Consider the following 19,619-nt stretch of genomic DNA (forward strand, 5'->3'; position numbering starts at 1 on the left):
GCTAATGACAGGTTGGTGATGTCTTTTGCGGCATCGCGCTTAAAGCGAATTCCGCGACGCGCGCGGATTCAGGTCAGCACGTAGTTGACCGGCTTCGGCGCGGCAGGAAGGTCGCGTTCGCCAAGCAGTTCCAGCAGCGTGGTCTGGATGCCTTCGGCCATCGCATCCAGTGGAAGATCATTGGGCTCGGTGCCGAACGGTTCCTCGATTTCCGAGCTCAGCGCTTCCAGCGCGAAGAAGGTGTAGGCAATAAAGGTGACGATGACCGGGGTCATCGCACCGATCGAATCCACCAGGCCAAACGGCAGCAGCAGGCAGTACACATAGACCGTGCGGTGAATGATCACCGCGTAGGTGAAGGGTATCGGCGTGCTGGCGATGCGTTCGCAGCCGCCCAGCGCATCGCTGAGATGCCCCATATGGACTTCCATCGCCTGCGCCAACGGCGCAGCCAGCAGCCCTTTTTGCCGCTGCTCGCGCAACCATTCGCCGGCCATCAGCAGAATCGCGGAGGGTTTGTAGCGTGCGCCTTGCAGGCTGGCGCGCTCGCTCTCGGACAGCCAGCGTTGCAGATCAGCACCGGGATCGGTACCGCGCAGTTGATGGCGCAAGGCATGTACAAAGGCGATCAGCCGATGCACGAACACCCGGCTTTGCGTGCTGCCGTCGATCAGGGTCAATGACTGCCGCGCCAGTGAGCGCGTATCGTTGAGCAGTTCACCCCACAGCACACGCGCTTCCCAATAGCGCGCATAGCTGGTGTTGTTGCGAAAGCCGAGGAAGATGGCCAGGGTCAGGCCGATCAGCGAGAACGGCACGAAGGTCAACGATACCTTCCATACAAAGATCCGCCCGTGCAGCAGGGTGACGATCACCGCAAACGCCAGGTAGATCAGCAGCTGCGGAAGAATCGCCGGCAGCACCGATCCCCGCACGATCAACAGCATGCGGAACCAGTTGGGGCGAGGGCGGACGATCATGCTGGCAGGGTCGCGGTGGTCAAGCGTGCCGCTCATCATAACGAATGGCCGTCCTGGCTTGGCATGACTGCCATGACTGCCTGAAGCGCCGCATGGGATCGGTAGCGCGGCCCGCGCCACCGGCGAGTCTCGAAGCGTCAGGCCGCTTCCGTCAGGAATGCTTCGCTAAATGCCTGGTTGATGGTGGCGGCAACCTGACTGGCCAGCTCGCCATATGTCCCTGCGCGCGGATGCCGCTGCCGCTTGGATGCGTTCGCCAGCAGGTCGGCACCACGGCGATGCGCATACAGGCAGGCGCGCGGCGCATCCAGGAATACACGTATTTCTGCGTACACCTGTTCGGCGGTCGCCGTCAGCACGCTCGGCCCGACCAGGATCGTCAGCGCTCGGCTGCCGCGACGGCGCAGGTGGCGCATGGCTTCCTCCAGTTCCACGATCATGCCGTGGTCTTCGGGGAGGTTCAGATCACGCAGCAGGCCGCCTTCCATCTCCGCCGCGGCTTTGCGCGCTTCCATCTCGATCCGGCCCAGAAAGCCCATGCGCAACTCATGCCGGGTGTAACGCAGCGGCATGGTGGACACCAGGGTGTTGTCCTTGCGCACGATCCAGGAATGATTCACGCGTTCGAACGTAATGCCCGCATCGTCATAGCTCTGCTTGCAGTTTTCCGCGCTGATGCCGGCGTGCGCCGCCCAGGCGGCTTTGAGATAGGTGAGATTCGGGCGCGTGCTGATCATGCAAGTCTCCGGCGAAGGCCTTGCGGGGCGCGGGATGGGCGCCACGACAGGCCGGTCCGTAAAGGCTATCGGCGGGTCTGGAAAAAACTTCAGTCGGATCGCGGACCGCGCACGCTTAGCCTTGTACAGTCGGCAAAACCCGCTCCTGTGACTTGTGGCAGGTGCTGGCGCAGGTGCGCCGGAGCGACATGGGCGGCAGCTATCCACGGAGGCGTGGCCGATGCATCGCGTTCACTTATTACGTGACGGATATCTGGCGCTTGTCGGTGTTCTGGCGCTCTTTGCCGTGACATGCGTCGCCGCCGCCGGGAACAGCATCAAGCGCGAAGATTTTCGCGTGATGACATGGGATGGCGTGCACATTCACGTGCGTGAAGTGACCGGACCGGCGGTGACCAATGCAGAGCCGCTGATCCTGATTCATGGCGCACGCGTGCCGGGCATCGCCTCGTTCGACTTGCCGGTGCCGCACGGTTCGTTGGCGGCGGACCTCGCTTTGCGTACCGGCCGCCCGGTGTATGTGATGGATGCACGCGGTTATGGCGGATCGGATCGTCCCGCCGCGATGGACCAACCGCCTTCCGCCAGCTTGCCGCTATCGCGTGCCTACGAAGTCGTGCGGGATATCGATGCGGTCGCCAGCGAGGCGATGCGGCGCAGCGGCGCCAAGCAGGTGGCGTTGTTTGGCTGGGCAACCGGTGGCATGTGGGCGGCTTACTACGCTTCGCTTTATCCGCAGCAGGTCAGTCATCTGATCATGCTCAATGCCTTGTACGGCGGTTCGTCCAAACTGGCGGCCCATGCCGTGTTGGGACGCGGCACCGCGACCAGCGATCCGGCGCATCCGGATCGGTTGGCGCCGGGCACGGGCGGCTACGCGCTGTATACCGTGGCATCGCTATTTCCCGCCTGGGATCGCACGATTCCGGTGGCGGATAAAAACGCGTGGCGCGATCCCGCGCTGGCGGCGGCCTACGCCAAAGCCGCGCTGGACAGCGATCCGGCCGCGTACACACATCGGCCGCCAAGTTTTCGTGCGCCACTGGGTGCGATCGAAGACAGCTTCTATCAGTCGGAAGGACGGCAGCTGTTTGACGCGTCGTCCATCACAGGACGCGTGCTGATCGTGCACGCGCAGCTGGATGATTTCTGGAGCCGCCCGGAAGATGGCCTGGCCTTCCAGCACGATGCCGTGCATGCGCGCAGCGTGCATTTGCTCGACTTGCCGAACGCCACGCATTTTGTGCATCTGGATCGCCCGCAACATGGCCGCGAACAGCTGCTTGATGCGGTCAGCGCGTTTCTGGCCGACAAGGATCCTTGATCAGCTCAAGGCTGGCGCAGCCGAAGCGCCTGCGCGACCAGTGACGCGATGGTGTAGGCATCGCCGGTGGGTTGCTCCGGATAGCGCACGCTGCCGTGGTTCCACGCATCACCCATCGCGAACCAGTCGATCGGCTTGGCCGCGACGCCGGTGCGCAAGGTCTGATCCAGCGCGTTGAAATAGGTTTCCCAGCGCAGGCGGTAATAGTCGCGGGTCAGGCCGGCCCAGTCCTTGTTGCCGTAGTCGTGCAGGCTGGCGCCTTCACTCGCCTTGCGGTCGCCCCAGGTGGTGAGGATGGAGCGCGCGTCATAGTCCAGCCGCGTGCGTTCCTCGGGCGTGGCGGCCCAGGCATCGACTTGCGCGAGCCAGCTGCCGACCAGGAAGAAGCGATTGGTGGCAAGCAGTTCGTCTTGCAGGTCCATCAACTGCAACCAGCGCCGGGTCAGCGCCTCGAATTGCGCACGGTCCTTGCTGTCGTAAGCGGCTTTGATTTGCGGTAGCAGCAGCCGGCTTTCGTTGGCCAGGGTCTGCCGGGCGACATCGACCAGATCGTATTGATAGGTTTCGCTCTCGCGTAAGGCTGGCGCGACTTGCAGCAGCTCGGGCAAGGCCTGCTTGAAAGCTTCCGCGCTGTAGCGCATCGCTTCGGGCGACCAGTTCGACGCGCGGTTGGCGTCGAGGCTGGGTTGCGCGTTGAACAGCGATTCCTGAGCGGCGTCGCGTTCGCTGTTGAACACCACCGCATCGATGCGAATGTCGTAGGCCGTGTTCAACAGGACTTTCCACGCCGCCAGCGCATGCGGATCGGCGGCGCCGTAGCGGCGTTGCACGTAATCGGCCGACCATTGCGCGGTATCGACCGGCTCGCTGCGCCAGGCCATTTCAGTGAACAGGTCGAACGCGAACGGATTGGTGTCCATGCCTTCGGTAAAGACGGCGGTGCCGACCATGTTGCTGTTTGTGCGGCCAAGGCGTTGCAAACGCTCGGTGATGTTGCGGGTGTTGGCGCCCAGCGTGGTGCGTCCGCCGAATTCCCAGATGCCGCCGAACAGGAACGGTGCATTCTGGAAATCTTTCTGGCGGTTATCGCGCGGCACGCGGTCGTGATCGATATCGATGATCAGCAGATGCTGGCGATCGACGCCGGTCAGCAGATCCTGGCGCGGATTGCCTTGCCAGGCCAGCATCATCCAGCGTGCGCCGGGATGTGCGGCCAGCAAGGCGTTCTGCACATCTCGCGCGGCCTCGGGCACGGGCACGTCGCCGGAGTCGCCGCCTTCCTGGAACACTTCCATGTCGTAGACGCTGCTGTCGCCGAACAGCGCGCGCTGATGTTTATAAAACGCGGCGGCGAGCCTGGCGAACATCAGGTCGCGTGGATCGAGCCAGCCCGGCCGGGTAAAACCGGCCCATTCACCTTGTGGCACCACATGCGCATGCGGAAATTTCTTCTGGAAATCGGCAGGTACGATGCCGTAGAAGCCTGGCAGCACCGGCGTGATGCCCAGTTCGCGCAGCCGCGCGACGATCTTCTGCGCCGAAGCGGCGCGCTTCTGCATCAGGCTGCTGCTGATCGGTCCGTTGAAGCAGCACATATTGCCCATCAATTCCCAGTTCTGATGAGCGGGCTGGGTGATCCACTGACGGATCTCGTCGTCCGAATAGCCGACGTCGCGGAAGGTCTGGTAAAGCACGCTGTCCATGCCGCGTTCGACCAGCACGGCATTGATGCCGGAGAGCGCCAGCACATCGATTTCCCGCTGCCAGCGCGGCCAATCCCAATAGGGCGCGGTGTAGCCGTCGACGTTTTCGTTCAGTGCATAGCGATACGCGTAAGGCGTTTCCCGTTCGATCGTGGCGGTGGGCAAAGGAAAGGGCTGCGTGCCGACACGGTCGCCGTTGGGCGAAATCTGCACGTGGGCGATGTATTTGAGGTACCAGTTGACGCCGAACAACAAGGCGCTGGGCGTGCTGCCTTCGACCTTGATATGGCCCTGCGCGCTGGAAATGCGGAAACGCTCGTGACCTTCTCGGGGCGCAAGCGTGCCCAGCTCGAGCTGGGCTGCCTGATGCGGCAGCAGGCGTTCAAGCACGGCGTGTTCGGGACGGGTGTCGAAACTCGCAGCATCCGCGGCACAGACGGCTGAACTCCAGGCAAGCCATAGCAGACTTGCCAGCCAGATCGATGCAGTGGATCGGCGCATGGGGTATTCCCAAGTCAATGGTTTGGCGAGGGCATCAGGTAAACCACGCCGATGCCAAAACGTCAAACCCCGTCGCTATACACCTTGACCGCTTCGGTCGTCGCTTCGCTGCGGAAGCGTGAAAACCACATCAGCCACTCGCTCATCACGATCAGCGTCCAGATGGCACGCGAATGGTCACTCAGTCGTGCCTGATGTTCGGCCAGCAGCTCCAGCGCCGCGTCGGTATTGATGCCGACATTGGCCAGCGTGGCGCTGGAAAGGCGCGATTGCGCCCAGCCATGCAGCGGTTCGCGCAGCCAGGTGGCGAGCGGCACGGACAGGCCGCGCTTGCGGCGGGTCACCACGGATTTGGGCAGATACTGCTGTGCGTACTGTTTCAGAAATGCCTTGGTGGTCAGGCCATGCACGCGTGCATCCAACGGCAAGGTCGCGGCAAACTCGATCACGGACTGGTCCAGGAACGGTGCGCGGATTTCCACGCCGTGCAGCATGCCGCCGCGATCCGCCTTGGCCATCAGCGCGTCCGGCAGCGAGTGGTTGAAATCGAAGCGTTGCAGTGCATCGATCAAGCGGCTCGGATCGTGCGCGGTGTTATCGGTGGGTGGCGTGATGCCAAGCCGACGCAGCCAGTCAGGCCCGATGCTCGCGGTCCACAGCAAGTGACGGGCCAGTCCATCGAGTTCCTGGCCGCGAATAAAGCGCTTGAGCAGGAAGGACAGGGTGACTTTCTTGTCGCTGGTGGGCAGCTTTTCGATCAAATTTTGCGACAAGGCACGCAACGATTTGGGCAGCCGCGCGTAATGCCCTGACCAGCGCGCGCCCAGGTAGGTGGGATAACCGCCAAACAACTCATCCGCGCCTTCGCCAGCGAGCAGCACACGCACATCCTGTGATGCACGGCGGGTCACCATCGATAGCGGTATCCAGGCCGGATCGGCCAGCGGTTCGCCGGTGGATGTCACCAGCTCGTGCAGCATGCCGGGGACATCGCCGGCCGACACCGTGACCGGCACGAAATCGCAGCCAAGCTGCTGGGCCATCTCGGCGGCGTACTGGCCTTCGTCGAACGAGGATTCGGCAAAGCGAATGCAGTACGCCGAAATCTTCTTTTCAGGACGCAGGTCGCGCGCCACGGCGGTCATCAGGGCGGAGTCGACACCGCCGCTGAGCAAGACGCCGTAGTCGACATCGATATCGCTTTGGCGGAATACCGCATTGCGAAATACCGGATCGAACGAGGCCGGCGGCGGTGCCTGTTTGGCGGGCTTTTCGGTTGGAAAATCCCAGTAGCGCATATGCCGCGTGCTTGCGCCCTCGAACACGACCATCTCGCCGGGGCGGACCTTGTAGTGGTCTTTCACCAAACTGCCCGGCGCTGCGCAATAGCCGGAGCGCAGGTAGCGGGCGACGCCGTCTTTGTCGAGTTGCGTGCCGGCGCGCGCGGTCAGCAGCGACGCCAGCTCCGAGGCGAAATAGATCGCGTTGTCCGTCTTGGCGTAATAGAGGTGGCGCTCGCCTGCGCGGTCCCGCGCCAGGATCAGCCGCTGCGTGCGGCTGTCCCACAGGGCCAGCGCAAACACACCTTGCAGGTGCTCAAGAAAGTCCAGCCCTTTTTCGAGATAGAGCGGTGCGATCACCGCGACATCCGTGCTGAGCGTGATGTGATGGCCGGCTTCCGCCAGCGACTGGCGCAAGCTGCGGTGATTATCGATTTCGCCGTTGCAGGCGACGATGATGCCGGCCTCGTGCTCGATCAGCGGCGGCTGGTGCTGATCCACGCCGCGAATGGCCAGGCGATTGCTGGCCATGGACAGATGTTCGCGGGTGGCGAAGGCATCGCCGTGCGGCCCGCGATGCGACATGGCGTGCAGCATGGTGCGGGTTTTCTGCGCGGCGTGCGCAACCGGCCTGCCTGCATCGCGCTGCCATATGCCGCAGATCCCGCACATATCAGCGCTCGACCCGTTCCAGTACGCGTTTGCGCCAGTTGGTGCCGACGCGGGTGACGCTGCTCACGTGGCAGGCTTCCAGCTTTGGTATGACCTCTTCCGCGGGAATGTATGAGTCGATCACCACCAGCGACGTCGGCCAGCTATGCAAGGCATGGCAAAGCGCCGTATCGGCCTGCGTTGCGCGGAAGGGAATGCCGTAGATCGGCTTGTTCATGTACATCCGCAAGCCCCAAGGGGTCTCTTCCTCAATCGTATAGTCCTCGGCGGTATTCTCGATGAAGACCATCGACGCATAGCTGTCCGGCGGAGTCTGCTCGCCCAGCTGTTGCGCGATAAGCCGATTGTCGTTCGATGGATGCATAAAATAGGCAACACTGGCTTTGAGCAACAGCAAGGCAACTACCCAGATCACTAACCAGAGCCGATGCCTGGTGCGGTGAAGATCGATATGGGGACGAAGTTCCAGTGCCACCAGCAGGGAAAGGGGCAGGAACAGCGGCAACAGGTACAGCGGCAAGCGGGATTGGGCCAGACAGAATACCGCGAAGGGCAGCAGGAACCACAGCGCCAGGAAATATTCGACCGGATGCTGGGCCCGCCACGCTTTCCACTGCCGGATCGACGGGGCCGAACGGATACCGCGCCCGATGCTCAGCCACCAGGGCAGGGCGCCAAGCACCAGGGTCGGCAGGTAAATCAGCACCCAGCCCCATGCGCCGGCATGCCGGCGCTGCGCACCGGTAAACAGGCGGTTGTAGACCTCCTGGTGCAGGAAATAATGCGGCAGCCAGGGATTGCGCAGCATCACGATCGCGTACCAGGAACCACCGATGGCCAGGAACAGGATCAGGCCGCTGGGGATGAAGAAGCGCCCCAGGCCACGCCAGCCATCGCGGCTGACGATAAAGGGAATGATCGCCACCAGCGGCAGCAACCCGGGCGGCCCCTTGGTGAGGAAGGCCAGTCCCCAGCCCAGCCACATCAGCAGTACGTAGCGCTTGGCCGGGCGCGGCTCGTTGCCGAAGGCCGCCAGTACGAAGCCGAGCATCGCGATCGCTTCGCACAGGGTCAGGAAGACATCGGTGCTGATGATGTTGCCGGTGACGAACGGAAACGCAGACAAGGCGTAGACCAGGCCGGGCAGCCAGGGCTTGTCCGGGATCAGACGCTTGCCCATGCCGTACAAGGCCAGCATGGTCAGCAGGAACGCCAGCGCGTAGGGCGTGCGTGTCGCCCAGGCATTGCGGCCACCCAGCTTGATGGCGGCCGCGATAACCCAGTAGGTGGTTGGCGGCTTGGAGAAATTCACCTCGTCCGGGCTGTAGCCGGGGGTGAGGTAGTCGCCGGTATCGAGCATCTGCAGCGAGGCGTCGACATAGCGCCCTTCATCCGGCCCCCACAGGCCGCGCGTGCCCTGGAAGGCAAAGCCCAGCAACAGGCCCAGGCAGATCAGCCAGAGCAGTGCCCGGGTGGTTGAGGATGCAGGTTGAGGCCGCGAGTGAAGTTCGCGGATACGGTCATGCGGCATGGAGAAATCCGAGGACGGAAACGAAGGGGCTTGCTGCTGACGGTCAACCTGGATCGGTTCGTTTGTGCAGCATCTGCAGATTGCGCAGGAAGATCAGCAGGGTGACCGACTCGCCGATGATGAAGACCGGTTCACGCCGGTGGATCGCATAGCTGAGCAGAACGACGCCGCCCGCCACGCTCAAATACCAGAACACACCGGGAATCACGCTTTTACCGCGCGCTTCGCTATACAGCCATTGCACCAGAAAGCGGGCGCCAAACAGCGCTTGCCCGGCCAGACCGGCGCCTACCCACATGGAATCCAAGGTCATACGTTCCTCTCGCGGCGACGCGGCATGAAGGCTTGCTTACGCAAAGCTTGCGACATGGAGTGTCAGGCCCTAGGTCGCGGAAGGCGAGGAGCCACGTGCGAGCTCCTTCTTTTCACGCAAACGCAGCTGGAGATTGCGCAGGTAGATCAGCAAGCCTCCGGTCTGCCCTGTAATAAATACCGGGTCTTCCTTATGGCAGGCATAGCAAAACAGAATCAGCCCGCCGGTGACGCTGGTGTACCAGAACACCATGGGGATGACGCTGCGCCGCTGATACTCGCTGTAGAGCCACTGCAGCAGGAAGCGGGCGGTAAAAATGATCTGGCCGACCAGGCCAAATACCAGCCAGCCGTTGTTAAACATTCCCATTCGCGTTACTCGAGGGCCTAGACGTACAGGATCGCAAATCCAAAGGCGAACTTTATGACATGGGGGGCTGCTAAGCGAGCTTGCCAATACCCGATGGGTCTTGTAATGCGGCTTTCATGGGGCTTCTGGCAGGCCTCGATGGCTCACCCGGACGCTTCCCCGGAGAGGGGGCCTGCCATCGGTCTATGGATTCCGGTCCCTTTGGTGACCTAGTCTTTGGCTGCTGTCGACGGCACTACGCGATCAAGCGAGAACCTCATGAAATTCCTGGTCATGATCTACAACGACGACACGCTGCTGAATGCGCTGCCGGCGGGTCAGTACGACACCATGATGCATGGCTGTTTCAAGCATGCCGATGAGCTGCGCGCCGAAGGCCATCTGCTGCATTCCATGCAACTGCAGCCACCGGCCGAAACCAAGACCATCCGTGTGCGCAACAACCGCACCACCATCATCGACGGCCCGTTTGCGGAAACGCGCGAATACCTTGGCGGGTTCAACCTGATCGAGGCCGCGGACATCGATGAAGCCGTGCGCATTGCCCAGAGTTTTCCATGGGCGGCGACCGGCTGCATTGAAGTGCGCCCTGTGCACGATATCGAGGCGGAACGGCTGCGCGTGGGCGCGTAGCCGCGTAGCGCTACATGGTGTCCTGCCGTTCTTCGTCCAGCGGCAGGACGTCATCGAAGATGGAATAGTCGATCACGTAGATGCCGTTTTCGTCGCGACGCACCAGGTCGCGGTAACGGTGGTTCCAGCGCACCTCCTTGATGCTCCACTGGTGGCGGGCCAGCATCGACTGCGAGGTGGTTTCGTCGATGCCCTCGATGGTCAATAGCAGCGCCGCTTCGCTGGCTTCCAGGCTTTCCGGCGAGATGCCGTAGAGTGGGCTGTCTTCGTCGATCACATGCATGATGTTCCATGTGAGCATGAAGATGGGGTGCTCGTTGCGCACCAGCTTCATGTCTTCGATACGGCGCAGATGGAAACCTTCCGGCGTAGCGTGCTGCCGCAGCAGATGCAGTTGCGCCGATGCCTGTGCAATCAGGTTCAGGCGCATGTTGGCGGCACGCATCATCAGCGTCTGCTTGCCGTCGATCAAGCGCACCACCGGGTGGCTGCCGAACAGGATCTTGGCGCGCGGGCGCGAGAAGCGCGCGAAGATCAGGCCGGTGACGACGGCGATATTGCCCATGCCGAGGATGATTTCCGCCGTCGCCACGACATGCGTGTAGATCGATTGCGGATGCATGTCGCCGTAGCCGACCGTGGCCAGGGTTTCCACGCTGAAGAAAAACGCGCCTGCCAGGCCTTTGGGATACTGGTTGGCGATACCGGTTGGATCGACCTGGTAGATCATCGCGAAGAGCGCGTTGAACATCAGGAACACGCTGGTGGCAAGGCCAAAGAATACCGGCCAGGTGACGGTCAGCGCGCGGTGGTAAAAGTCGTCCCACATGCGCTGTTGCAGCCCTACCGACACGAACGGCCGGCCGCCCATCTGCACAATGTGTGATTTTCGCCGCCAGAGCGGCGAGGTTGGTTTGGCCATGCGCTACGACTCCTGGATCTTTCGCGTCATGGAAGAATTGTAGCGCTCGCGCTGCGCAACAAAGCGACCACTGCAGGCGGCCGGCAACCGGCGTAAGCTTGTTTGCCCACCGAAATAGGTAACGCGTTTTATGCTCAAGCTCATCGGTTTCGACGGCGACGATACGCTGTGGCACAGCGAGGGGTATTACCGCGAAGCCAGCACCCAATTCACCTCCATCATCGGCCGTTATGTCGACGTCGGCGACGCGCAGGTGCAGGCCAGCATGCTGGCGACCGAGCGGCGCAACCTGAAGCTGTTCGGCTACGGCGCCAAGGGCATGACGCTGTCGATGGTGGAAACGGCCATTGCGGTCACCGAGGGCCGCATCTCCGCCGCCGATATCCATCAACTGGTGGAGGTGGGCAAGACCGTCTTGCAGCATCCGGTGGAACTGCTGCCGAGGGTGCGCGAGGCGGTGGCCGCCGTGGCCGAACGGCATGACGTGGTGCTGATCACCAAGGGCGATCTGTTTCACCAGGAAAAGAAAGTGGCGCAGTCAGGCATGGCGGAGCTGTTTCGCCGGATCGAGATCGTCTCGGAAAAGGACACGGCGACCTATCGCCGCGTGCTGGCCGAATTTGCACTGGAGCCGGGGCAATTCGCGATGGTCGGCAACTCGCTGCGCTCGGACATCGAACCGGTGATCCGCCTGGGCGGGTGGGGCGTGCACATGCCTTACCACGTCACCTGGGAGCACGAACTGGAAAACGGCCTGGGCGAAGCCGACGCACCGCGCATGCTCACCGTGGCGGAGCCTTCCGGCATTCCCGCCGCCATCGAAGCGCTGGCCGGGCGGGCGGCATCCTGATGGATCCGATGCTTGTCACGCGCCATATCCAGTGCCCGTATTGCGGCGAGCGCATCGACATCGTGGTCGACGCATCAGCGGGTGACCAGCGCTATATCGAAGACTGCCAGGTGTGCTGCCGGCCGATCAGCATCGAGGTGTGGATCGACGCGGATGAACAGGTGCGAGTGAGCGTGTCGGGCGAAGATGAGGCCTGATGGAGAGGGGCTAGTGTTAACAGGCCCTAGGAACGAGCGGCGAGCAGTTCGGCACTTTCAACCATGCCGATGCCCGCAGCCACCAGCGTCGCCCGCGTAGCCGCATCCGTCTCCGGCGTCACCGGGCGCGTCAGATCCCACAGCACATGCGCCCGGAAACCCGCCGACTGCGCATCCTGCACCGTCCACAACACGCACACATCGCGTGCCAGGCCCGCGACATAGATTTCCTCGACACCGCGCTCGCGCAACCAGCCGGCCAGCCCGGTGCTGGGGCGGCTGCCATCCGGGCCATGGTTTTCGCGAAAGCCGCTATAGGAATCCACCTGTGGATCGCTGCCCTTGCGCAGGATCAGGTCGACCGGCGACCAGTCGATGGCCGGGTGTAGCGCGGCGCCCGGGGTGTCTTGCACGCAATGATCCGGCCATAGCGTTTGCGGGTGGCCGTAGAGCGGGATCTGCTGAAACGGCGCCGTGCCCGCATGCATGCTGGCGAAGGAGATGTGCCCCCGTGGGTGCCAATCCTGGGTGGCGACGGTTTGCTTGAACAGGCGGCGGCGGAGCAGGCGGTCGATGCCTGGCACGATCGCGTCGCCTTCATGGCAGGCCAGGGCGCCGCCCGGCATGAAATCCGGCTGCACATCGACAAGGATCAGGGCGGCATGATTTTGCATGGGAAACACTCGTGAAGAAGCGCAAGATTCCACTGCCAATCGACGGCATAATGCAAGCCTCGGCGACTCGGACAGATTAACGATGCATTACGACCAATCGTGGATGGGCTATGGCTTTGTGGGTGGCCTTGAAGCCGGCGGGATCACCGCGGTGGCGGCTTTCCTGCTGTACCTGATCGCCCATGCCATTGCGCGCCAGCAAGGCTGGAGTCCGTTGAAAAAAATCTCGATCGCTTTTCTGCTGGCGCTGTTGCTGACCGCCACCGGAGATATGTGGGATCTGTTTTATTTCAACTACGGCCAGCTCCAATCGATAGATCTGCTCAAGGCCAAGCTGGCCCAGGTACATGATCCCGACAACATCGGAACGCGCGTATTTTGCGAGTTGATCGGTGCGATGGTGGGTGCCGGCGTGGGTTGGATCGTGCTTGGCGGTGACTGGCGGCGCATGCTGCGCGGTGAAGATTGACCGCCCGCATCGGCAACGAAAAGCAGCCCTGACGAGCTCACAGAATCGGATCGAACAAGCGCGCGACGTGCATGGCAAGGCGGCGTAGATAAGCCGCCTTGCGGTATTCATCGCGCGTCACTTCCACCGCGAGGGCGAAATCTGCGACCAGCATGCGCTCGACGTCCAGCGCAAAGGCACGATCCACATTCAACGCGCCGATCTCGAAATTGAGCCGGAACGAGCGGTTGTCCAGATTCATGCTGCCGATACTTGCACTCTCGTCGTCAATCAGGATGACCTTCTGGTGCACGAAACCCGGCTGGTAGCGGTAGATGCGGATGCCCGCGTTGATCGCATCGTAGGCATGCAGCGTAGAGGCAAGAAAGACCGTGCGATGATCCGGCCGGACCGGAATCAACACCCGCACATCGACGCCGCGCATCACGGCCAGGCGCAGCGCCGACATCACTGCCTGATCGGGTACGAAATACGGCGTGGTCAGCCATAGCCGTTTGCGTGCGGCATTGATCACCACGGTGAAGTACAGCGAGCAGCTTTCCTGCGGATCGGCCGGCCCGGTGGCGGCAATCAGCGAATAGGCCTCACCCTGCGCAAGCCGCGGCGGCATGATCGGCGGCAGTTCGCCGGTCACCCAGTGCCAGTCCACGGCGAAGCTGCGTTGCAGGTCGAGCACGGCCGGGCCGCTCATTTGCAGATGCGTATCGCGCCACGGCGCCAGCGGTGGCTTCAGGCCGAGGTATTCGTCGCCGACATTCAGGCCGCCGAGAAAACCCAGCCAGCCGTCGACCACCACGATCTTGCGGTGATTGCGGAAGTTGAGCTTGAAACGGTTGCTGTACCGCTGGGTCGCGAACGGATAGATGGCCACGCCGCCATGCCGCAGCGTCTCGACGTAATGCCTGGGCAAGGCGTGACTGCCGATGCCATCGAACAGCGCGAACACCTTTACCCCCGCTGCGGCGCGTTCCAGCAAGGCCTGCTGCATGCGCCGGCCGAGCGCGTCATCGTGGAAGATGAAGAACTGGATCAGGATGCAATGTTCGGCTTGGGCGATAGCGTGGAAAATCGCTTCGAAAGCGGCCTCGCCATTGATCAGCAGCTGCAGTTGCTGACCGGCGTGGAAGTTGTTGCCGAGCATCTGGCTCAGCGCGGCGTATTGCGCACATTCCTCCGGTACCCCTCCTTGCTCGCCACGCAGCGAAGCCTGTGACAGCCGTTGCCGGTGCGCGCGGTGCAGGGTGACGTAACCGCGGAAATGGCTGCGTCCGAGATACAGGTAGGGAATCAGGGTGACGTAAGGCAGCAGCGCCAAACCGAGTGCCCAGGCAAACGCGCCTTGCGGCGTGCGCGTATGCATCACCGCATGCATCGCGGCGAGAATGCCTGCGATATGCAGGAGCATGGCAAGCAAGGTGAGAAGCTGCGGAATGCTCATGGTCACGTTTAAGGAATGCGCCTTTTGCGTTCGCCTCCTCGCCCCTTTGGGCGACCCGAAGGTAGTCCCCGTGGGAGAGAGGATTGAGGTGAGGGGGCGGCCTCGCGAAAGAGCTTAATCGAAGCCGGCTTCGAATCTCTCTATTGCAAGATTGTTCGCGCTCTCCCGGCCCTGACGTTCCCCACGCTTTTTGCTCGTCGTCCCGCCGCACGTGGGGAGGGCACATGGATGTGCCCTGCTTTGAGGAGCGAGGAAGGCCGGGACCCAGTGACTTGGGGGCAGCAAAGACGCTGCGTGATTCGCTTTGCTCACCCCTTCGGGGCCGTCCTTCGGACGTTCTCCGTGCTTCGCACTCCGCCCGGCCTTCGCCGGGACGACGGTAAGGCGGTTTGAAAAATCGGGGACGACTTGGATAACTTCCCAGTTTTGTTAGGGTTGCCGAGCAAAAATGTGCGCAACCCTCAGCCCCCGCAGCTGGGCTTCAAACCCCACCCACCCCACGCAGCCTCATCAACCCGCCAACAACTGATCCGCCAATTGCCGCGCTTGCTGGCGGATTTCCGGCATGGCGGTGGATTCCCACAGTGTTCCGCGCAACATGCTGCCAATCGCGAATAGCCGCGGCCATGCGTGGTCGTTGTGGATGACCCGGCCATCGGACGTGGCATGGATGCCCAGGCCGAAAGGATCAGAGCGGATGTGGCCGTTGGTCATCATCTGCTGCAACAAGACGTGCTGCGTGCGGCGGACGTCGGTTTCCAGTCCGACACTCTGGACAATCAGGTCGGCGTCGAGCGTGCGTTCGGCATGTTCGCCTTTCGGCAGGTAGGTCATCTGCAAGCCGTGATCGGAGGGTGTCACGCTGTGCATGTGACCGCGCAGGCGATGCAGGCGCCCTTCCTTTTCCAGTGCCTCGATGTTCTTGGCGACCTGTGGCGGCAGGCGATGGCGTGCACGCTCCCAGGCCCAGCGCGCATGCCGCAGAAAGCGGGCGCGATCATTATGCGGAAGCAGACCCCATAGCGTAGGCGTATGCGGGCGCAGACAGTCGACAACCCGGCGCCAGTCGTTGGTATGCGTGATGGCATCGCGCAGCAGATGGATCCAGGTGCGGATATCGGGCGCATCGCGCATCGACTCGATCAATTCATCACTGTCTTCGAAGGGCAGCGCGGCGCGGGACTGGTGGACTTCCGGCAGCACGCCATGCCGCGAAATGGCGGTGAAGCGCGCATTCGGCCACTTGGCAGCGAGTTCGATGATGACATCGACCGCGGTCAGGCCCAGCCCGATCACCAGCACGTTATGCGGCTGCGTGTCGGATTTTGCATCCGCCAGCAGCTGCCATGGCAGGGTGACATAGCGGCCGCTGGAGAGCGCCGCCTCATCGACACCAGGCAGCGGGCGTGGCGTGAGTGCGCCGAGTGCCAGTACGGCCGCTTCGACGCGCGTGGTGGATTCGCTCTGGAACAGGGTGACGCCATCGTTCTCGGGTACCACGGCATCGACTTCATGCGGCACGATGCGGATGTCGTGGCCGTTTTCCTTGGCGCGCGTCAGGGCGCTGGCGGTTTCGGCTTCGAGGTAATCGCCGTACCAACATCGGGGCAGGAAGTCGGTGCCCGCGATGGTGGGATCTAGCTTTTGCATGTATTCCAGAAAGCCACCGGGCCGGCTGGCGAACATGCCCATGGAGGCAGCGCGTACGTTCAGCAGATGACGTTCCGAGCGTGTGCCGTAAGCCACGCCGCGGCCGGGTATGCCGCCACCGGTGTACCAGTCCAGATGCAGCGGCTGCGCTACAGGGCGTTCCAGCAATTCGCTGAGCAACGTGGCCCCTGCGGCGCCGCCGCCAATGATGGCGACCCGTCGAAACATGTCATTCCTTGCTAGGTTGATACAGCTTGATATCAGACGCGCAGCGGACCGGCAATCCGCGCACGTTGCGGCTGGTTGTGCCAGAACGGCTCGGATTCGACCTGCTCGTAGGTGGAGTAATCCTCAAGATCACCACCGTACACGTGCAGAGTCAGCGCAGTTTCCTGCCGCGAAAGATTGCGGCAGCGGTGCATGTAGTGCATGTCTGCATCGAACCATGTTGCGTCGCCCGGCCCGAGCCAGTTGCGACCGCGTAGCTGCCATGGTTCCGAAGTGGACGTGCGCGACCACGATTCCACTTCCAGTGCACCGTACAGGCTCAATTCGATGCCCCACAGACCGGAGTGGTCATGCGAGGGCGTGCTGTATCCGGGCGGCCATGCCATCACCAGCACGCTGACACCGGGGCGTCCCCGGCGTCCGAGCAGCCAGCGTTCGAAACCGCGATTGCGCTGCCGCAGGTCCGTCAGACCATCGGCAAGTGCTTGCGAATCGCGATGGATGATGCTGCCCAACTCGCGTGAAAGCGAGGCGAGATCCGGATTCTTCACCAGCGTATGCGCGAGCGCAGCATCGCGTAATGCTTTGAGGCTGTGTCGGTATGTACGCATAAGTTCCGTAGGCGGACCGGAGACGCTCCGCAGTGGAGCATGTCGCCCGTTAAATGGTCGTAAGGCAATGGATTTCAACTGTGACTTTCGAAGCATGGATCTGTGACCGCATCGGCCTATGCTTGTCACACGCCTTAAACCTTTCTTGGTTAGGGCGCATCGGAACCTGCAGCTGACGTCGGAGAACGGACATGATCGAACTGATGCTCATAGGCATGATGGTGGTCGGGTTGTGGATCGTCGGGTCGGTGATCGGCCTGATCTTCAAGCTGACCTTTGGCCTGGTCCATGTGGTTTTCAGCTTGCTGGCAGGCGCCATCGGTTTGTTTATCGGCGGCCTGGTGATGTTGCTGGTGTTGCCCATCATCGCCCTGTCGCTGCTGCCCTTGTGCTTGCCGGCTTTGCTGGTGTTCGGGCTGGTCTGGACGATCGTGCATCTTGCACGACGTTCCGCCGCGACACCCGTGGTGCGCTGAAGCAAAGCGCGAATTATTAGTAGAAGGACCCGGCCGATATTGGCCGGGTCCCAGGAGCCAAGCGCATGGCGTCACAGCTGTTGCAGCGCAAAACTGACCGGGACGCGCGCCCATGCCTTCACGGTGTGGCCGTCGATCACCGCAGGCTGGAACAGCCAGCCGGACAGCACCTGCTCGCGCGCGCTCTTGTCCAGCAGGGGATAACCACTGCTTTGCTCGATTTTCACTTCGAGTGGCTTGCCATTCTCGTCCACCAGTACGAGCAGCATCACGGTGCCTTCCATGCGCGCCCGAATCCCTTGCGCCGGGAAGCGCAAAGGCGATGAGCGATAGGCAAGCGATGTCACGCCTGGTGCGATGGAGGGCGGCGCCACGACGGGCGTCGTCGTCGGAACCGGCTTGCTGTTTTGCGATGGTTCGGTGGTGGGTGGTGTCGTGATGACCGGCGGTACGGCCGGTTGTACATGCACGACCGGCACATGCACAGGCGCGGTAACCGGTACCGGTTTGGGCAGCGGTTTGACAACGATGTCGGGCGGCGGCGGTGCTTTCGGCGGCGGCTCGATGATGCGGACGTCGACGCTTGCCGTATCGATCACGTGGGCGATTTGCGGCGCCAGCGGCCGCAAGGCAAACAACAGGGCGGTGAGGTTGAGAGTGATTGCTACACTGAGCGCGGCAATTCGCACCTTATCCGGGTGCACACGACGAACGACAGCCAGGCTTGCGGACGGCATAAGCGACCTCCTGACGGCGATATGGGTTGTTTTGCGTTGGCCGCGCTGTGCGGGGACACAGAGGGAATCGCGGTTGGCGCGGCTTCAGCCTATGCCTGCCGTTGGGGAATGTGCAATAGCCGTCTAAATGACGTTAAAGGCATGCCCTAGGGGATGCTTCGTCGATCCGGGCAAAAAAGAACCCCGCAAGGGGTGCGGGGCTGCAGGATTCACGGATATCGGGGAGGCGATATCCGTGATGAGCATCGTGCACGACTTGGCTTGAGGGGGGCGTGCAGCCCGTGTGATGACTGCTTTAACGCAGGCCTTGGCCGCATCTTTGCGACAAGAGCGATGGCGGCGCTAACGCATCAAACGTTTCAACGCACCGGATGCGCGATAGAACGCACTGGAAGTAGGCAAATCGAGATGGGCCGGTTAAGGTGGGCTTTGCCCGCGAGGGGCTGTATCCCCAGGAGTTGTCCTCATGTCCGCACCAGCCCAGGTAGCGCTGCCGCGCTACGGTTTTGGTGATGAACTCGCGAGTAGCGTCATCCACGGCATCGGCATTTTGCTGAGCATCGTGGGGTTGGCTGCACTGGTCGTGCATACCGCCAGTCACGGCACGGCCAGCGATGTGCTGGCCAGTGCAGTGTATGGAGTGTCGTTGATTGCGCTTTATACGGCCTCGACGCTCTATCACTCGATTCGCACGGAATCCGCCCGGCGCGTGCTGCGCACCCTCGATCACATCGCGATCTTCTTGCTGATCGCAGGTACCTACACACCCTTCACCTTGATCGCGTTGCGCGGCACCTGGGGTTGGAGCCTGTTCGGCATTATCTGGAGTTTGGCCTTGCTGGGCACCGCGCTGGAACTGGGCTTGCTCAAGCGTTATCGCCGTTTTGCGGTGCTGCTGTACGTGGCGATGGGCTGGGTCGGCATCATCGCGTTCCGTCCCTTGCTGGCGCATCTGCAAACAGGTGGCATGGTGCTGCTGCTGGCGGGCGGGGCGGCGTACACCCTGGGTGTGCCGTTCTATCTCTGGCGCAAGCTGCCGTATCACCATTCGGTGTGGCATTTCTTTGTGCTGGCCGGCAGCGCGTTGCAGTTTCTGGCGGTGTTCTTTTACGTCGTGCCCTACGCGCCGGTGTAAGGTCGTCTGACAATACTTCCTCGCCATCATTTCCACACCTCCTCGTCGTCATTCCCGCGAAAGCGGGATGTTTGAAAAACCCTTTCCGCATACCGCATCCATGCCGAGCGAACGCCCAAAAGGTCAGAAAGAAGGATTCATGAAGTTCCTCGTGGCCACCTTGTCGGTGGCCACGGTGATCAAGCAACT

20 protein-coding genes are annotated in these 19,619 nt (G+C 62.2%); 7 read left to right on the top strand and 13 right to left on the bottom strand.

What is annotated here, in order from left to right:
- Positions 1-68: 68 nt before the first annotated feature.
- Both ISP19_RS00635 and ISP19_RS00640 read right to left on the bottom strand, forming a co-directional pair.
- Complete coding sequence (locus ISP19_RS00635; RefSeq protein ID WP_204678451.1) at positions 69-980, bottom strand: bestrophin family protein; 912 nt, start codon at positions 978-980, stop codon at positions 69-71.
- A gap of 137 nt (positions 981-1,117) precedes the next feature.
- Complete coding sequence (locus tag ISP19_RS00640) at positions 1,118-1,717, bottom strand: hypothetical protein (RefSeq protein ID WP_204678453.1); 600 nt, start codon at positions 1,715-1,717, stop codon at positions 1,118-1,120.
- Positions 1,718-1,937: 220 nt separating this feature from the next.
- On the opposite strand from ISP19_RS00640, the gene ISP19_RS00645 reads away from it, so the two are divergent.
- Complete coding sequence (locus ISP19_RS00645; RefSeq protein WP_204678461.1) at positions 1,938-3,041, top strand: alpha/beta hydrolase; 1,104 nt, start codon at positions 1,938-1,940, stop codon at positions 3,039-3,041.
- 5 nt (positions 3,042-3,046) lie between these two features.
- Here the strand turns inward: ISP19_RS00645 and ISP19_RS00650 are convergent, their stop codons facing one another.
- The 5 genes from ISP19_RS00650 to ISP19_RS00670 form a co-directional block, all read right to left on the bottom strand.
- Positions 3,047-5,245 (bottom strand): alpha-N-acetylglucosaminidase, encoded by a 2,199-nt coding sequence (locus tag ISP19_RS00650; RefSeq protein WP_204678463.1) that lies wholly within the window; start codon positions 5,243-5,245, stop codon positions 3,047-3,049.
- 62 nt (positions 5,246-5,307) lie between these two features.
- Positions 5,308-7,197, bottom strand: coding sequence for an asparagine synthase (glutamine-hydrolyzing) (gene asnB, locus ISP19_RS00655; protein WP_204678465.1), 1,890 nt, complete (start codon positions 7,195-7,197; stop codon positions 5,308-5,310).
- Position 7,198: 1 nt separating this feature from the next.
- Positions 7,199-8,728, bottom strand: coding sequence for an ArnT family glycosyltransferase (locus ISP19_RS00660; RefSeq protein ID WP_204678468.1), 1,530 nt, complete (start codon positions 8,726-8,728; stop codon positions 7,199-7,201).
- A 43-nt stretch (positions 8,729-8,771) separates the two neighbouring features.
- Positions 8,772-9,041, bottom strand: coding sequence for a lipid-A-disaccharide synthase N-terminal domain-containing protein (locus ISP19_RS00665; RefSeq protein WP_204678470.1), 270 nt, complete (start codon positions 9,039-9,041; stop codon positions 8,772-8,774).
- A 69-nt stretch (positions 9,042-9,110) separates the two neighbouring features.
- Positions 9,111-9,410 carry a lipid-A-disaccharide synthase N-terminal domain-containing protein gene (locus ISP19_RS00670; protein WP_204678472.1) on the bottom strand — a complete coding sequence of 100 codons (300 nt, stop codon included), beginning with the start codon at positions 9,408-9,410 and terminating at the stop codon, positions 9,111-9,113.
- A 258-nt stretch (positions 9,411-9,668) separates the two neighbouring features.
- Here ISP19_RS00670 and ISP19_RS00675 point away from each other — a divergent pair, with 258 nt between their 5' ends.
- Positions 9,669-10,043, top strand: coding sequence for a YciI family protein (locus tag ISP19_RS00675; protein ID WP_204678473.1), 375 nt, complete (start codon positions 9,669-9,671; stop codon positions 10,041-10,043).
- A gap of 10 nt (positions 10,044-10,053) precedes the next feature.
- Here ISP19_RS00675 and ISP19_RS00680 read toward each other — a convergent pair whose 3' ends face one another.
- Positions 10,054-10,965, bottom strand: coding sequence for an ion channel (locus ISP19_RS00680; RefSeq protein WP_204678475.1), 912 nt, complete (start codon positions 10,963-10,965; stop codon positions 10,054-10,056).
- A gap of 130 nt (positions 10,966-11,095) precedes the next feature.
- Between ISP19_RS00680 and ISP19_RS00685 the strand changes: the two genes are divergently transcribed.
- Together ISP19_RS00685 and ISP19_RS00690 are read left to right on the top strand one after the other, a co-directional pair.
- The gene (locus ISP19_RS00685; protein WP_204678477.1) at positions 11,096-11,815 is read left to right on the top strand and encodes an HAD family hydrolase; all 720 of its coding nucleotides are present in this window, start codon (positions 11,096-11,098) and stop codon (positions 11,813-11,815) included.
- An 8-nt stretch (positions 11,816-11,823) separates the two neighbouring features.
- Positions 11,824-12,012 (top strand): CPXCG motif-containing cysteine-rich protein, encoded by a 189-nt coding sequence (locus ISP19_RS00690; protein ID WP_204678502.1) that lies wholly within the window; start codon positions 11,824-11,826, stop codon positions 12,010-12,012.
- Positions 12,013-12,038: 26 nt separating this feature from the next.
- On the opposite strand, the gene pncA is transcribed toward ISP19_RS00690, so the two are convergent.
- Positions 12,039-12,686 (bottom strand): bifunctional nicotinamidase/pyrazinamidase, encoded by a 648-nt coding sequence (gene pncA, locus ISP19_RS00695; RefSeq protein WP_204678486.1) that lies wholly within the window; start codon positions 12,684-12,686, stop codon positions 12,039-12,041.
- Between the two features lie 82 nt (positions 12,687-12,768).
- On the opposite strand from pncA, the gene ISP19_RS00700 reads away from it, so the two are divergent.
- The gene (locus tag ISP19_RS00700; protein ID WP_204678488.1) at positions 12,769-13,155 is read left to right on the top strand and encodes a hypothetical protein; all 387 of its coding nucleotides are present in this window, start codon (positions 12,769-12,771) and stop codon (positions 13,153-13,155) included.
- Positions 13,156-13,192: 37 nt separating this feature from the next.
- On the opposite strand, the gene cls is transcribed toward ISP19_RS00700, so the two are convergent.
- The 3 genes from cls to ISP19_RS00715 form a co-directional block, all read right to left on the bottom strand.
- The gene (gene cls / locus ISP19_RS00705) at positions 13,193-14,593 is read right to left on the bottom strand and encodes a cardiolipin synthase (RefSeq protein WP_204678490.1); all 1,401 of its coding nucleotides are present in this window, start codon (positions 14,591-14,593) and stop codon (positions 13,193-13,195) included.
- 510 nt (positions 14,594-15,103) lie between these two features.
- Positions 15,104-16,471 (bottom strand): FAD/NAD(P)-binding protein, encoded by a 1,368-nt coding sequence (locus tag ISP19_RS00710; protein ID WP_204678492.1) that lies wholly within the window; start codon positions 16,469-16,471, stop codon positions 15,104-15,106.
- A 32-nt stretch (positions 16,472-16,503) separates the two neighbouring features.
- The gene (locus ISP19_RS00715) at positions 16,504-17,082 is read right to left on the bottom strand and encodes a cysteine dioxygenase (RefSeq protein ID WP_204678494.1); all 579 of its coding nucleotides are present in this window, start codon (positions 17,080-17,082) and stop codon (positions 16,504-16,506) included.
- Positions 17,083-17,273: 191 nt separating this feature from the next.
- Between ISP19_RS00715 and ISP19_RS00720 the strand changes: the two genes are divergently transcribed.
- Positions 17,274-17,558, top strand: coding sequence for a hypothetical protein (locus ISP19_RS00720; protein ID WP_204678496.1), 285 nt, complete (start codon positions 17,274-17,276; stop codon positions 17,556-17,558).
- A 71-nt stretch (positions 17,559-17,629) separates the two neighbouring features.
- Here the strand turns inward: ISP19_RS00720 and ISP19_RS00725 are convergent, their stop codons facing one another.
- A complete protein-coding gene (locus tag ISP19_RS00725) occupies positions 17,630-18,295 on the bottom strand; it encodes an energy transducer TonB (protein WP_204678498.1) in 666 nt (221 codons plus the stop codon).
- A gap of 466 nt (positions 18,296-18,761) precedes the next feature.
- Between ISP19_RS00725 and trhA the strand changes: the two genes are divergently transcribed.
- Positions 18,762-19,430 carry a PAQR family membrane homeostasis protein TrhA gene (trhA, locus tag ISP19_RS00730; protein ID WP_204678500.1) on the top strand — a complete coding sequence of 223 codons (669 nt, stop codon included), beginning with the start codon at positions 18,762-18,764 and terminating at the stop codon, positions 19,428-19,430.
- Positions 19,431-19,619 lie beyond the last annotated feature (189 nt).

The sequence above is a fragment of the Dyella flava genome (genome assembly GCF_016904955.1).
Taxonomy (GTDB): Bacteria; Pseudomonadota; Gammaproteobacteria; order Xanthomonadales; family Rhodanobacteraceae; genus Dyella_B; species Dyella_B flava.

Excerpts from the sequence above, each read along its gene's own strand:
- ISP19_RS00635 (WP_204678451.1), bottom strand. The coding sequence starts at position 980 with ATGATCGTCCGCCCTCGCCCCAACTGGTTCCGCATGCTGTTGATCGTG.
- ISP19_RS00640 (WP_204678453.1), bottom strand. The coding sequence starts at position 1,717 with ATGATCAGCACGCGCCCGAATCTCACCTATCTCAAAGCCGCCTGGGCG.
- ISP19_RS00645 (WP_204678461.1), top strand. The coding sequence starts at position 1,938 with ATGCATCGCGTTCACTTATTACGTGACGGATATCTGGCGCTTGTCGGT.
- ISP19_RS00650 (WP_204678463.1), bottom strand. The coding sequence starts at position 5,245 with ATGCGCCGATCCACTGCATCGATCTGGCTGGCAAGTCTGCTATGGCTT.
- asnB (WP_204678465.1), bottom strand. The coding sequence starts at position 7,197 with ATGTGCGGGATCTGCGGCATATGGCAGCGCGATGCAGGCAGGCCGGTT.
- ISP19_RS00660 (WP_204678468.1), bottom strand. The coding sequence starts at position 8,728 with ATGCCGCATGACCGTATCCGCGAACTTCACTCGCGGCCTCAACCTGCA.
- ISP19_RS00665 (WP_204678470.1), bottom strand. The coding sequence starts at position 9,041 with ATGACCTTGGATTCCATGTGGGTAGGCGCCGGTCTGGCCGGGCAAGCG.
- ISP19_RS00670 (WP_204678472.1), bottom strand. The coding sequence starts at position 9,410 with ATGGGAATGTTTAACAACGGCTGGCTGGTATTTGGCCTGGTCGGCCAG.
- ISP19_RS00675 (WP_204678473.1), top strand. The coding sequence starts at position 9,669 with ATGAAATTCCTGGTCATGATCTACAACGACGACACGCTGCTGAATGCG.
- ISP19_RS00680 (WP_204678475.1), bottom strand. The coding sequence starts at position 10,965 with ATGGCCAAACCAACCTCGCCGCTCTGGCGGCGAAAATCACACATTGTG.
- ISP19_RS00685 (WP_204678477.1), top strand. The coding sequence starts at position 11,096 with ATGCTCAAGCTCATCGGTTTCGACGGCGACGATACGCTGTGGCACAGC.
- ISP19_RS00690 (WP_204678502.1), top strand. The coding sequence starts at position 11,824 with ATGCTTGTCACGCGCCATATCCAGTGCCCGTATTGCGGCGAGCGCATC.
- pncA (WP_204678486.1), bottom strand. The coding sequence starts at position 12,686 with ATGCAAAATCATGCCGCCCTGATCCTTGTCGATGTGCAGCCGGATTTC.
- ISP19_RS00700 (WP_204678488.1), top strand. The coding sequence starts at position 12,769 with ATGCATTACGACCAATCGTGGATGGGCTATGGCTTTGTGGGTGGCCTT.
- cls (WP_204678490.1), bottom strand. The coding sequence starts at position 14,593 with ATGAGCATTCCGCAGCTTCTCACCTTGCTTGCCATGCTCCTGCATATC.
- ISP19_RS00710 (WP_204678492.1), bottom strand. The coding sequence starts at position 16,471 with ATGTTTCGACGGGTCGCCATCATTGGCGGCGGCGCCGCAGGGGCCACG.
- ISP19_RS00715 (WP_204678494.1), bottom strand. The coding sequence starts at position 17,082 with ATGCGTACATACCGACACAGCCTCAAAGCATTACGCGATGCTGCGCTC.
- ISP19_RS00720 (WP_204678496.1), top strand. The coding sequence starts at position 17,274 with ATGATCGAACTGATGCTCATAGGCATGATGGTGGTCGGGTTGTGGATC.
- ISP19_RS00725 (WP_204678498.1), bottom strand. The coding sequence starts at position 18,295 with ATGCCGTCCGCAAGCCTGGCTGTCGTTCGTCGTGTGCACCCGGATAAG.
- trhA (WP_204678500.1), top strand. The coding sequence starts at position 18,762 with ATGTCCGCACCAGCCCAGGTAGCGCTGCCGCGCTACGGTTTTGGTGAT.